General features: G+C 72.2%; 13 protein-coding genes. 6 read left to right on the forward strand and 7 right to left on the reverse strand.

All coding sequences use genetic code 11. The features are described from left to right. Nucleotides 1-83 precede the first annotated feature (83 nt). The 6 genes from AC5JJ1_RS06575 (at nt 84) to AC5JJ1_RS06600 (ending at nt 6,291) form a co-directional block, all read left to right on the forward strand. Complete coding sequence (locus AC5JJ1_RS06575; protein WP_495784308.1) at nt 84-1,673, forward strand: helicase HerA-like domain-containing protein; 1,590 nt, start codon at nt 84-86, stop codon at nt 1,671-1,673. A 41-nt stretch (nt 1,674-1,714) separates the two neighbouring features. Next, the gene (gene dapF / locus AC5JJ1_RS06580) at nt 1,715-2,524 is read left to right on the forward strand and encodes a diaminopimelate epimerase (RefSeq protein WP_495784309.1); all 810 of its coding nucleotides are present in this window, start codon (nt 1,715-1,717) and stop codon (nt 2,522-2,524) included. Nucleotides 2,525-2,534: 10 nt separating this feature from the next. Continuing rightward, nucleotides 2,535-3,773: a tRNA (N(6)-L-threonylcarbamoyladenosine(37)-C(2))-methylthiotransferase MtaB gene (gene mtaB / locus AC5JJ1_RS06585; protein WP_495784310.1), complete on the forward strand. Its 1,239-nt coding sequence runs from the start codon at nt 2,535-2,537 to the stop codon at nt 3,771-3,773. A gap of 278 nt (nt 3,774-4,051) precedes the next feature. Beyond that, on the forward strand, nt 4,052-5,032 hold the full coding sequence (gene ftsY / locus AC5JJ1_RS06590; RefSeq protein WP_495784407.1) for a signal recognition particle-docking protein FtsY: 981 nt from the start codon (nt 4,052-4,054) through the stop codon (nt 5,030-5,032). Continuing rightward, nucleotides 5,029-5,475, forward strand: coding sequence for a hypothetical protein (locus AC5JJ1_RS06595; protein WP_495784311.1), 447 nt, complete (start codon nt 5,029-5,031; stop codon nt 5,473-5,475). Before ftsY ends, AC5JJ1_RS06595 begins: the two co-directional genes overlap by 4 nt. A gap of 15 nt (nt 5,476-5,490) precedes the next feature. Next, the gene (locus AC5JJ1_RS06600; protein ID WP_495784312.1) at nt 5,491-6,291 is read left to right on the forward strand and encodes a creatininase family protein; all 801 of its coding nucleotides are present in this window, start codon (nt 5,491-5,493) and stop codon (nt 6,289-6,291) included. Here the strand turns inward: AC5JJ1_RS06600 and AC5JJ1_RS06605 are convergent. The 7 genes from AC5JJ1_RS06605 to AC5JJ1_RS06635 all read right to left on the reverse strand — a co-directional run bounded on the left by AC5JJ1_RS06605 (nt 6,285) and on the right by AC5JJ1_RS06635 (nt 12,643). Next, nucleotides 6,285-6,695: a hypothetical protein gene (locus AC5JJ1_RS06605; protein WP_495784313.1), complete on the reverse strand. Its 411-nt coding sequence runs from the start codon at nt 6,693-6,695 to the stop codon at nt 6,285-6,287. The genes AC5JJ1_RS06600 and AC5JJ1_RS06605 overlap by 7 nt on opposite strands. Next, entirely contained in the window at nt 6,692-7,237 is a 546-nt protein-coding gene (locus AC5JJ1_RS06610) for an NUDIX hydrolase (RefSeq protein ID WP_495784314.1), read from the reverse strand. Before AC5JJ1_RS06610 ends, AC5JJ1_RS06605 begins: the two co-directional genes overlap by 4 nt. A 37-nt stretch (nt 7,238-7,274) precedes the next feature. Then, nucleotides 7,275-7,553, reverse strand: coding sequence for a hypothetical protein (locus AC5JJ1_RS06615; RefSeq protein WP_495784315.1), 279 nt, complete (start codon nt 7,551-7,553; stop codon nt 7,275-7,277). A 63-nt stretch (nt 7,554-7,616) separates the two neighbouring features. Continuing rightward, nucleotides 7,617-8,813 (reverse strand): phosphoglycerate kinase, encoded by a 1,197-nt coding sequence (locus AC5JJ1_RS06620; protein WP_495784316.1) that lies wholly within the window; start codon nt 8,811-8,813, stop codon nt 7,617-7,619. Nucleotides 8,814-8,873: 60 nt separating this feature from the next. Beyond that, nucleotides 8,874-9,914: a type I glyceraldehyde-3-phosphate dehydrogenase gene (gap, locus tag AC5JJ1_RS06625; RefSeq protein ID WP_495784317.1), complete on the reverse strand. Its 1,041-nt coding sequence runs from the start codon at nt 9,912-9,914 to the stop codon at nt 8,874-8,876. A gap of 36 nt (nt 9,915-9,950) precedes the next feature. After that, nucleotides 9,951-11,897, reverse strand: coding sequence for a transketolase (gene tkt, locus AC5JJ1_RS06630; RefSeq protein WP_495784408.1), 1,947 nt, complete (start codon nt 11,895-11,897; stop codon nt 9,951-9,953). Nucleotides 11,898-12,112: 215 nt separating this feature from the next. After that, nucleotides 12,113-12,643: a hypothetical protein gene (locus tag AC5JJ1_RS06635; protein WP_495784318.1), complete on the reverse strand. Its 531-nt coding sequence runs from the start codon at nt 12,641-12,643 to the stop codon at nt 12,113-12,115. Nucleotides 12,644-12,869: the final 226 nt, after the last annotated feature.

Here is a 12,869-nt window from a genome sequence, read left to right on the forward strand (position 1 = left end):
GACAATCCTGCGCGGGAGAGGGCGGCGTATAGCGGCGCCACGCCCGGGATGCAAGCGCCGCCGCCCTCGCCTATAACCATCCCATGGCGGACCATATCCTGATCGGCGCCGGCGAGCGCCCCTGCACCCTCCTCCTCTCCCGCGCGAACCGCCACGGGCTGGTCGCCGGCGCGACGGGCACCGGCAAGACCGTCACGCTCCAGACGCTGGCCGAGGGCTTCTCTCGCGCCGGCGTTCCCGTCTTCTGCGCCGACATCAAGGGGGACCTCGCCGGCCTCTCCCAGCCCGGCCGCCCCAACCCGAAGCTGGAGCAGCGCGCCCACGAGCTCGGCGAGGCCGACTTCGCCTATCAGCCCTCCCCCGCCATCCTCTGGGACGTCTTCGGCCAGCAGGGCCACCCGCTGCGCGCGACGGTCGCCGAGATGGGCCCGCTGCTGCTGGCCCGCATGCTCGAGCTGAACGAGACGCAGGAGGGCGTGCTCACCATCGCCTTCAAGCTGGCCGATGACGAGGGCCTGCTGCTGCTCGACTTCAAGGACCTCCGCGCCATCCTGACGCATGTGGCGGAGCGCGCCGGCGAGCTCGGCGCCACCTACGGCAATGTCAGCAAGGCGACCATCGGCACCATCCAGCGCCGCCTGCTGATGCTGGAGCAGGCCGGCGGCGAGCAGTTCTTCGGCGAGCCTGCGCTCTCCCTCGCCGACCTCATGCTCCTCACCCCCGACGGCCACGGCGCCGTCAACGTCCTCGCCGCCGACAAGCTGATCGCCTCCCCCCGCCTCTACGCCACCTTCCTGCTCTGGCTCCTCTCCGAGCTGTTCGAGGAGCTGCCCGAGGTTGGCGACCTGCCGAAGCCGAAGCTCGTCTTCTTCTTCGACGAGGCGCATCTCCTTTTCCGCGATGCCCCCAAGGCCTTGGTGGAGAAGGTGGAGACGGTGGTCCGCCTGATCCGCTCCAAGGGCGTCGGCATCTATTTCGTCACCCAGAACCCGCTCGACCTCCCGGCGACCGTGCTCGGCCAGCTCGGCAACCGCGTCCAGCACGCGCTCCGCGCCTTCACCCCCGCCGAGCAGAAGGCCGTCCGCGCCGCCGCCGAGACCTTCCGCCCCAACCCGAAGCTCCGGGTGGAGGACGCCATCACCCATCTCGGCGTCGGCGAAGCCCTGGTCTCGACGCTGCAGGAGGACGGCACGCCGAGCATGGTGGAGCAGGCGCGCATCCTGCCCCCCCGCGGCCGCATCGGCGCCATCACGCCCGAGGAGCGCGCCGCGGCGCTGGCGGCGAGCCCGCTGGCCGGCCGCTACGACCAGGCGATCGACCGCGACTCCGCCTATGAGCGGCTGCAGGGCCGCACCACCGCAGCCCCGGCCTCGGGTCCCTGGCGCAGCGGCCCGGCGCCGACCCGCGACAGCAATCCCTGGGGCGGCGCCACCTCCCTGCCCCCCTTGCCGGCGCCGCGCCCTGGCCGCACCAGCCGCGTCCCGCAGATCCCGCAGGACGGCGGCGGCATGGGCGGCATCCTCGGCGACATCCTGACCGGCCGCGGCGGCAAGCGGGAGGGCGTGGCCGAATCCATGGCGAAATCCGCCGCCCGCAGCATCGGCAGCTCGGTCGGCCGGCAGATCAGCCAGGCCGTCCTGCGCGGCGTGCTGGGCTCCATCCTGAAACGGTAGGGTTGGAAGAGCGCGCCGCACGGGGCATATCTCCCCCCGTGATGGTTCCCTTCCGCAAGATGCACGGCCTCGGCAACGATTTCGTCTTGCTCGACGCACGCCGCGCCGAGCTGCCGATGACGCCCGCCCGCGCCGCCGCCATCGCCGACCGGCGGCGGGGCATCGGCTGCGACCAGTTCATCGTCATGGAGCCGGGCACGGACGGCGCCGATGTCTTCATGCGCATCCGCAACCCGGACGGCTCCGAGGCCGGCGCCTGCGGCAATGCCACGCGCTGCATCGCCTCCCTGGTCGCCGAGGAGACCGGCGCCGACCGCATCACCGTCCGCACCATCGCCGGCGACCTTCCCGTCGAGCGCCTCGGCGACCTCTGGCGCGCCGATATGGGCCCCGCCCGCCTCGGCTGGCAGGACGTCCCCCTCGCCCGGGCGATGGACACCCTCCACTTGCCCGTGGCCGACGCCGCCGCCTGCTCCATGGGCAACCCGCATGCGACCGTCTTCGTCCCCGACCTCGACGCCGTCCCGGTCGAGACGCTCGGCCCCCGCCTCCAGCGGGACCCGCTCTTCCCGGAAAGCGCCAATATCGGCTTCGTCCAGGTCCTCAACCCGGAGCATATCCGCCTCACCGTCTGGGAACGCGGCGCGGGCCTGACCCTCGCCTGCGGCTCCGGCGCCTGCGCCGCGCTGGTGAATGCCGCCCGCCGCGGCCTGACCGACCGGGCCGCGACGGTCACCCTCCCCGGCGGCGACCTCTTCATCGAGTGGCGCGCCGACGGCCATGTGCTGATGACCGGCCCCGTCGCCACCGCCTTCACCGGCACCATCGACCTCGACGCCCTGCCCCAATGATACCCCAGCCGTGACGCTCGAGCTCCTCACCTTCGGCTGCCGCCTCAACACCTATGAGTCGGAAGCCATGCGCGACCTGGCCGGCAAGGCGGGCCAGCGCGGGATCATCGTCAACACCTGCGCCGTGACGGCGGAGGCCGAGCGCCAGGCCCGCCAGGCCATCCGCCGCGCCGCCCGCGAGAATCCGGGCACACCGATCATCGTCACCGGCTGCGCTGCCCAGATCGCGCCCGACCGATGGGCCGCTCTGCCCGGCGTCACCCGCGTCATTGGCAATGCCGAGAAGCTGAAGCCGGAAGCCTGGGTGCTCGACGCCCCTCCCGCCCCGGTGACGGACATCATGGCCGCGACCGAGACCGCGGCGCATCTGGTCACCGAATTCGCCGGCCGTGCTCGCGCCTTCGTCCAGGTGCAGCAGGGCTGCGACCACCGTTGCACCTTCTGCGTCATCCCCTATGGCCGCGGCCCCTCCCGCTCCGTCCCGATCGGCGCCATCGTCGAGCAGGCCCGCGCCCTCGTCGCCCATGGCTACAAGGAGGTCGTCCTCACCGGCGTCGACATCACCAGCTACGGCCCCGACCTCCCCGGCCAGCCGCGCCTCGGCCAGATGATCCGCCGCCTGCTCGCCCTGGTGCCGGAGCTGCCCCGCCTCCGCCTTTCCTCCCTCGACCCGGTGGAGATCGACGACGACCTCTGGCGCCTCATCGCCGAGGAGCCGCGGCTGATGCCGCATCTCCACCTCTCGCTGCAGCACGGCGCCGACCTCATCCTGAAGCGCATGAAGCGCCGCCACCTCAAGGCCGACGCCATCGAGGTGGTCCGCCGCGCCCGGGCGCTGCGGCCAGGGATTGCCCTCGGCGCCGACCTCATCGCCGGCTTCCCCACCGAGACGAAGGAGCACTTCGCCGAGATGCTCGACTTGGTCGGCGAGATGGAACTCGCCTTCCTGCATGTCTTTCCCTATTCCGAGCGCCCCGGCACGCCCGCCGCCCGCATGCCCGCCGTGCCGATGCCGGTGCGAAAGGCCCGCGCCGCCCGCCTCCGCGCGGCGGGCGCGGAGGGCGCGGCCCGCTTCTACGCGGCGCGGCTTGGCGAGGAGGAAGCGGTGCTGTTCGAGCGTGAGGATCGCGGCCACACCGCGCATTTCGCCCCCATCCGCCTGGCCGCCGGCCGGGCCGAGCCGGGCACGCTCCGCCGCCTCCGCGTCACCGCCGCCGATGCCGACGGCCTCCTCGCCGAGGCCGCCTGACCATGGCGCTGAAGGACTGGATCGGCCGCCTCCGCGGCAAGGCGCCCACCGAGACCGAGGCCCCCCTCTCCACCCCGCCCGGCCAGCTGCCGGAGCCGGAGCCCCCCCAAGGCGCCCCGACCCTTCCCGGACCGGCCGGCCCCTCGCTGCCGATGGCACCCCTCCCGGTGCCGCCCCCCTTCACCCCCCAGGCCCCGCTCGCCCGCATCGGCGCCGTGCCTGCCCCGGCCGAGATCGAGGAGGAGGAGAAGCCCGCCCCGCCGCCGCCCGAGCCCGCCATCGAGCCGTCGCCCGAGGTCCCCGCCCTCCTCCCCGCCGACGCATCGGAAGAGGCCGCCCGCACCGGCTGGTTCACCCGCCTCCGCACCGGCCTCTCGCGCTCCACCGCGCGGCTCACCGAGAGCGTCACCACCCTCTTCCGCAAGCGCCGCCTCGACGAGGAAGCCCTGGAGGAGCTGGAGGATACGCTGATCAGCGCCGATCTCGGCGTCGCCGCCGCCCGCCGCATCGTGGAGGGCTTCCGCCGCACCCGCTTCGGCAAGGAAGTGACGGATGAAGAGGTGAAGGCCGCGCTCGCCGAGGAGATCGCGGCCATCCTCGCCCCGGTCGCGCAGCCCCTCACCCTCGAGCCGGGCCGCGCCCCGCATGTCGTGCTGGTGGTCGGCGTCAACGGCACCGGCAAGACGACGACCATCGCCAAGCTTGGCCAGCAATACCGCGAGGGGGGCCTCTCCTGCGCCTTCGTCGCCGGGGACACCTTCCGCGCCGCCGCCGTCGAGCAGCTGCAGATCTGGGGCGAGCGCACCGGCGCCCGCGTCTTCACCCCGGCCAAGGAGGGCGCGGATGCCGCCGGCCTCGCCTTCGACGCGCTCACCGCCGCCCGTGCCGCCGGCACCCAGGTGCTGCTGGTCGACACCGCCGGCCGCCTCCACAACAAGACGGCGCTGATGGAGGAGCTGCGCAAGGTCGTCCGCGTGATGAAGCGCGTGGACCCCGAGGCGCCGCATTCCGTCCTCCTGGTGCTCGACGCCACCACCGGCCAGAACGCCGTGCAACAGGTGAAGGTCTTCAAGGAGATGGTCGACGTCACCGGCCTCGCCGTCACCAAGCTCGACGGCAGCGCCAAGGGCGGCGTCGTTGTGGCGCTGGCCCAGGAATTCGGCCTGCCCGTGCATGTGGTGGGCGTCGGCGAAAAGGCCGCCGACCTCCGACCCTTCACCGCCCGCGACTATGCGAGAGGCCTGGTCGGCCTGCCATGATCCCCCGGCGCCTGCTGCCGCTCCTCCTCCTTACCCCCGCCGCCGCGGCCCAGGAACCGCCCGCGAGCTTCATCGAACTGGTCCCGACGGAAGGCCGTGCCGCGGTCCGGCTGAACGCCAGGCAGGTGGTCCGCGTCGCCCGGCTCGACGGCGCGACCGTCCTCGACACCACCGCCTATGTCCAGCAGCGCAGCAGCGAGGGGCTGGAGCTCGTCATCCGCCGCCTGCAGGGGGCCGGCCTCCGCCTCGTCGCGCTCACCGACCTCAACGGCAGCCGCACCTACCTAGCGCTCGACCGCATCGTCCTGGTCCGGCCCTCCGAGGAGCGCCATGCGGCCGGCGCCCGCGCCGCCATCGTGGTCGCTGGCCTCCGCTTTGCCACCGACGTCGCGGTGCGCGAGACTGTGGCGGAAGCCATGGCGGCCATTGCCGCTGCGCAATGAGAGGGGGAGACAGCGATGCCGACCGAGATCCGCTGGGACCGCATGACCGGCCCCGAGCTGAAGGCCCTCGCTGCCCGCGATGCCCTCGTCATCCTCCCGATCGGCAGCCTCGAGCAGCACGGGCCGCACCTTCCGGTCTGGACCGACAGCGCCTGCGCCCATGAATTCGCCCTTCGCGCCGCCGCTGCGGTCGCCGACGACCTCCCCGTCGCCGTCCTGCCCCCGCTCTGGCTCGGCCTCTCGGAGCATCACCTGCCGTTCGGCGGCACCATCACCCTCGACCACGCCACCTTCCAGGCCGTGCTCCGCTGCGTCGTCCGCTCGCTGGTGGCGGACGGCTTCCGCCGCCTGCTGATCGTCAACGGCCATGGCGGCAATATCGACCCGCTGGCCGTCGCCGGGCGGGAGCTCGCGGTCGAGTTCGGCATCCCCATCGTCACCACCACCTGGCCCCAGGTCGCGGCCAAGGAGATCGGCGCCATCCTGACGACGCAGCCCGGCGTCCAGCACGCCTGCGAGGGCGAGACGAGCCTCTGGCTGGCTCTCGACGCGGCTCAGGTCCGCCAGGACAGGATCGCCGAGAGCCTCTCCAACCCTCCGCCCAACCCGCCCACGGGCTTCGTCCGCTTCTATTCCTTCGAGGAGCGCGCGCCCCGAACCGGCGTCCGCGGCGACCCGCGCGCCGCCACCGCCGAGAAGGGCGAGGCCATCTTCGCCGCCGTCACCCGGGCGCTGGCCGCGGCCATGCGCGACCCGGTGCTCTGGACCACCCCCGACCCGGTCTGGAACGTCGGCCGCGGCCTCAAGCCTCAATAGGCGAAGGGCACCCTGAGCCGCGCCCCCGGCGCCGGCCGGTAAAGCTTCTCCTCGAGGAGGTTGGGCGCGCCCTCCTCCGCCAGACCCCGCCCCGGCAGGTTCCGGTAGAGCAGGCTGGGGCCGAGGGTCGTCCGCGGGTCCGGCAGGGTCGGCTGCCGCTCGACATCGCGGTTCGGCACCGGCGCCAGGCTGCCGAGCTGGGGCTGGCGCGGCGGCAGGGGCCGCGCCGCCTGCTTCGACAGGTCGAGCGGCGGCGGCTTCCGCAGCGCCGGCGTGCGGGGCCGTGGCCGTGCCGGCGCCGCCCGCTCCGGCGGCCGCGCCTCCGGCCCCGGCGAGAGCACCGCCGCCTCCTCGGCCAGCGCCGGCCCGGCGAGCAGCAGCAGCGCGAGCAGCGTCCGCCTCACAGCGCACCTCCCGGCAGCGGCCGCAGGCCCCTGGCATCCTCGGGCGGGTTCATCGCCGGCAGGCCGAGCGGTGCCCCCGCCGCCTCCCGCCACCGATTCAGGGCCCATTGGACGGAGGGGAAGGCGATCTCGCCCCAGGGGATCTCCTCCCAGCGGAACAGCCGCACCTCGAGGCTCTCCGGCCCCGGCGCGAAGCCCGGCTCGGCGAGCCCGGCGCGGAAGATCACCTGCACCTGGCCGATGCGGGCGATGGAATAGATGGCGAGCACGCCCTCGATCGCGATTCGCGCCTGGGCTTCCTCCCAGGCCTCGCGCCGGGCGCCCTCCTCCACCGTCTCGGCCATTTCCATGTAGCCGGCCGGTAGGGTCCAGAAGCCGCGCCGTGGCTCGATCGCCCGGCGGCACAGCAGGACCTGTCCCTCGACCTCGACGACGCTGCCGACGACGATCTTGGGGTTCTCATAGGCAATGAAACCGCAATCGGCACAGGTCAGCCGCTCGCGGTCCTCACCTTCCGGGACGCTGCGCACGAAGCTCGCCATGGCCAGAGGATGGGTGGCCCCTCCGGCCGACGCAAGCTCAGACGCGCAGGTCGAGCAGGGAACCGCGCGGCGGCGGCCGGGCCGGCGCCGCCGGAACCGCCTCCAGCGTCCGCTGTCCGGGCTGGGCGGCCTCGGACGGGCCGTTCTGCCCCGGGCCGACGCCCCTGACCGGCTGGGCCGGCCTGGTCTGTGCCACCTGCGTCGTGACGGCGGCGAGCGCATTGGCGCTGATCATGCGCCGGATCATGCCCTCGAGGTCTGAATCCCCGGTAAAGGCGGAAGCGCGATAGCGGCGGTCGCGGGGCGGAATGCGCATGCCGCAGCATCGCGCCCACGCCCGTTAACCGTCCAGTAGGTTTTGGTCGCATCTGCCTGAAACCTAGGCGCTCTCCAGCGCTGCGACTCCCGGCAGCGTCTTCCCCTCCAGCCATTCGAGGAAGGCGCCGCCCGCGGCCGAGACATAGGTCATCCGTTCCTCGACCCCGGCATGCTTCAGCGCTGCGACGGTATCCCCGCCGCCGGCGATCGACTTCAGCCCCATCGACTGCGTCAGCCCCGCCACCGACTGCGCCACCGCGACCGTCGCCGCATCGAAGGGCGGCGTCTCGAAGGCGCCGAGCGGCCCGTTCCAGACCAGGGTCGAGGCCTGCCGCAGCCGCGCCTCGATCGCGGCGATGGTATCCGTCCCCACATCGAGGGCCATCATGTCCGCCGGCACCGAATCGATGCCCACCTTCCGCGTCGGCACATGCTCGGCGAAGGCCGCCGCCACCACCAGGTCGCTCGGCAGGATGATCTCGCAATTGGACGCCCGGGCGGTCTCCAGGATGGACCGCGCGGTGTCGTACATCCCGGCCTCCTGCAGCGACTTGCCCATGGCATGCCCCTGCGCGCCGAGGAAGGTATTCGCCATCGCCCCGCCGATGACCAGCACGTCGACCCGCTTCACCATGTTGCCGAGCAGGTCGAGCTTGGTGCTGACCTTGGACCCGCCGACGATGGCGACCACCGGCCGCGCCGGGTTGCCGAGCGCCGCGTCCAGCGCCTCCAGCTCCGCCTGCATCAGCCGCCCGGCATAGGAAGGCAGCAGCCGCGCCACGCCCTCGGTCGAGGCATGCGCGCGATGCGCCGCCGAGAAGGCGTCGTTCACATAGACCTCGGCGAGCTTCGCCAGCGCGGCGGCGAGGGCCGGGTCGTTCGCCTCCTCCCCCGCATGGTAGCGGGTATTCTCGAGCAGCAGCACCTCGCCGTCCCGCAGCGCGGCGGCCGCTGCCTCCGCCTCCGGCCCGACGCAGTCATCGGCGAAGCCGACCGGCCGGCCGAGCGCCTGGGCCAGCGCCTCCTGCATCGGCTTCAGCGACATCTCCGGCACGCGCCTGCCCTTCGGCCGGTCGAAATGGCTGCAGAGGATGACTCGCCCGCCCTTCTCCACCAGCTCCTGGATGGTCGGCGCCAGCCGGTCGATCCGGGTGCGGTCGGTGATGACGCCGTCGCGCACCGGCAGGTTGAGGTCGGCGCGCAGCAGGATGCGGCGGCCCTTGGGGTCGAGGTCGTCGAGCGTGCGGAAGCGGGGCATCCGAGGGGTCCTCATGCCGGCGCCCGCCCAGCAGGGGGCGGGCGCCGCGTTGGTCTGGTCTTACAGGCTGCCGAGCAGCGCCGCGGTGTCCGACATCCGGTTGGAGAAGCCCCACTCGTTGTCGTACCAGCTCATCACCCGCACCAGCGCGCCGTCGACCACCTGGGTCTGCGTCGCGTCGAAGGTCGAGGAATGGCTGTCATGGTTGAAGTCGATCGAGACCAGCGGCGCCGTGTTGTAGCCGAGGATGCCGCGCAGCTCGCCCTCGGAGGCCTCCTTCATCGCCTGGTTCACCATCTCCTTCGTCACGCCCTCGGCCTTCAGGTTCACGTCGAGCGAGATGAGCGAGACATTCGGCGTCGGGATGCGGATGGCGGTGCCGTCCAGCTTGCCCTTCAGCTCCGGCAGCACGAGGCCGACGGCCTTCGCCGCACCCGTCGAGGTCGGGATGGCGGACACCGCCGCGGCCCGCGCCCGGTGCAGGTCCTTGTGCAGCGTGTCGACCGTGTTCTGGTCGCCCGTATAGGCGTGGATGGTCACCATGTAGCCGCGCAGGATGCCGAACTTTTCGTGCAGCACCTTGGCGACGGGGGCCAGGCAGTTGGTGGTGCAGGAGGCGTTCGAGACGATCTGGTGCGACGGCTTCAGGATCTTGTGGTTCACGCCGTAGACGATGGTCGCCTGCGCGCTGTCGTCGGCATGCGCCTCGGCCCAGGTGACGGGGGCGGAGACCAGCACCTTCCGCGCGCCCGACTGCAGCAGCAGCGAGGCCTTGTCGGAGTTCGTGAAGATGCCCGTGCACTCGGCCGCGACGTCGACGCCCTGCCAGGGCAGCTTGGTCGGGTCACGCTCGGCCGTCACCTTGATCGGCGCGTAGCGCCGGCCATTGGCCGAGATGATCATCGAGTTGCCCTCGACCTGCACCTCGCCCGGGAAGCGGCCATGGACGCTGTCGTAGCGGAACAGGTGGGCGTTCGCCTCGACCGAGCCGAGGTCGTTGATGGCGACGCACTCGACGTCGTCGCGCCCGCTCTCGATCATCGCGCGCAGCACCAGGCGACCGATGCGCCCGAACCCGTTGATCCCGACCTTCACGGCCATGCTCGTCTTCCTCTTCCCGATTGGAGCCCGATGGGCTCACCCGATACGCTTCTTCACCGCCGCCGTCACCGCCTCGGCGGTCAGGCCGAAATGGCGGTACAGCTCCTCCGCCGGGCCGGAGGCGCCGAAGCCCTCCATCCCGATGAAGAGCCCCTCCGGCCCCAGCCAGCGCTCCCAGCCGAAGCCGAGCGCCGCCTCGATCCCGACGCGCAGCGCGCTGCCCAGCACCTGCTCGCGGTACCCGCCATCCTGGGCGACGAACAGCTCCCAGCAGGGCAGCGAGACGACGGCCGTGGGGATACCTTCAGCCTCCAGCGCCGCCCGGGCAACCACCGCGAGGGACACTTCCGAGCCAGTGGCGATCAAGGTTGCGCGCCGCGGCCCGGAAGCCTCCGCGACGACGTAACCGCCACGCGCACACCGATTCTCGCCCGCCTCGCCGCGGAAGGGGGCGAGGGGCTGCCGCGACAGCGCCAGCACGCTCGGCCCGTCCGACCGCTTCACCGCGAGCTCCCAGCACTCCGCCGTCTCCATCGCATCGCCGGGGCGGAAGACGAAGAGATGCGGGATGGCGCGCAGCCCCGCCAGCGTCTCCACCGGCTGGTGCGTCGGCCCGTCCTCGCCGAGGCCGATGCTGTCATGCGTCAGCACATGGATGACGCGCTGGCGCATAAGCGCCGCCAGCCGGATCGCCGGCCGCATGTAGTCGGCGAAGACGAGGAAGGTGCCGGCGTAGGGGATGATGCCGCCATGCAGGGCCATCCCGTTCATGGCCGCGGCCATGCCATGCTCGCGCACGCCGTAATGCACGTAGCGGCCTGAGAAATCCCCCGGCCTCACCGAGGGCACGCCCTTCACGTTGGTATTGTTGGAGCCAGTGAGGTCGGCCGAGCCTCCGACCAGCTCCGGGATGGAGGGCACCAGCGCCTCCAGCGCCCGCTGGCCGGCGATCCGGGTGGCGAGCTTCGGCCGCTCCTCCGCGGTCCTCACCCTGAGCGCCGCCAGCGCCTCGTGCCAGGCCTCCGGCAGCCGTCCGGCGATGGCGCGCTCAAACTCGGCCTTCATCGGGTGCTTCGCCAGCCGCTTCAGCCAGGCCCGCCGCGTCGCCGCCGAGCGCCGCCCCACCGCCTCCCAACGCTCGCGCAAGCCCTCCGGCACCTCGAAGGGCGGGTGGTTCCAGCCCAGCGCCGACTTCGCCGCCGCCGCCTCCTCGGGGCCGAGCGGGCTGCCATGGCTCGCCGCCGTCCCCGCCTTCTTCGGGGCGGAGAAGCCGATGATGGTCTTGCACGCGATCAGCACCGGCTTCGGCGTCCTGCAGGCCCAGGCCAGCGCCGCCGCCACCTCGGCCGTGTCATGCCCGTCGACGCGGCGCACCGCCCAGCCATAGGCCTGGAAGCGCCGCAGCGTGTCGTCGGTGAAGGACAGCTCGGTCGAGCCGTCGATGGTGACGCTGTTGTCGTCCCAGAGCAGCGTCAGCTTGTCGAGGCCGAGATGCCCGGCGAGCGAGGCCGCCTCATGGCTGATCCCCTCCTGCAGGCAGCCATCGCCGCAGATCGCCCAGGTGCGGTGGTCGACCAGGCTCTTGCCGAAGCGCGCCGCCAGGATGCGCTCGGCCAGCGCCATCCCCACCGCATTGCCGATGCCCTGGCCGAGCGGCCCGGTCGTCGTCTCGATGCCCGGCGCCTCGCCGAATTCCGGATGCCCCGCCGCCGGCGAATGCAGCTGCCGGAACTGTCGGATGTCCTCGATCGTCATCCCCGGCTGGCCGGTGAGGTGCAGGACCGCGTAGAGCAGCATCGAGCCGTGCCCGGCGCTGAGCACGAAGCGGTCCCGGTCCGGCCAGTGCGGATCGGCCGCGTCGAACTTCACGAACTGACCGAACAGCACCGTCGCCACATCCGCCATGCCGAGCGGCATGCCGGGATGGCCGGATTTCGACGTCTCGACGGCATCGATCGCCAGCGCCCGGATGGCATCCGCCATCCGCCGCTCCTCCGTCGCCGGCCGGGCGAGGATCCCGGCCTGCAGCGCCAGCGCCGGGTTGGGCCTGGCCTGGGGCTGGGAGTCGGGTTCGAGGCTGGCCAAGGCGGGTTTCTCCTGCGCTGCGCGCCCTATAGGGCGCGAGGCCGGGAGGGGCAACCCGGGCGGGCGGCACGGCCCGCGCGGTCCGGCGCGCCCTGACCGGCTTCGGCGGTCGGTCAGACCTGCTGGATCACGTCGCGGAGGTAGCGCGTGGTCTGGAAGGACCCCGGGGGCGAGTGCTTGTAGTAGCGCTGGGTGAAGAAGACCCAAGGTTTGCCGAGGTCGTGCCAGCCGAAGGTCGTCGAGGTCAGCACGGCGGCGCCGTCATGGTCGTTCCGGTACTGGCCGGGGCCGATGATCGACAGGTTCGAGGAGCCAAGCTCGGCCCAGAGCGCATTGCGCTGCCCAAGGGCCTGCTGCTGCCGCGCGACATCCAGCCCGGCCTCTTCCAGCGCCGCGCCCAGCGCGGCCGTGTTGGCATGCCCGACCCGCACCGTGCCCGGCCCGCCTGGGCTGCCGACACCGAAGCTGCACCCATCCATCGTGGCGGTGAACATGAATTTCGCGCCGTTCCCGAGCGTGACGGAGAAGGTCTTGTTCTGCGCATAGGGGCACCAGTAGGCGAAGAAGCTCTGCCCGGGAGGGTCGTTCGGCGCCGGCCTGGACAGGGAATAGATGGGAATGACGGCGCCATGGCGTTTGCCCACGGCATTCGGCGAGTACCGCAGGTCATCTCGTGGATGCGGCCGGCACTGGCGGTCGCGCCGAAATTCGCCGGGAGGATGATGTTGGCGTTGGCAAAGGCCAGGGGGTCCTGCAGGAACGCGGCAGTCCCGAAATCCGGCGGCATCCTGGGTGACCCTTCCATATCTCGATCTCGCAATGAAGACCGTCTTCCGCCCGGGAGACCAGCGAAATCGAAGCCGGCTGCCG

This window comes from Belnapia sp., assembly GCF_059504005.1.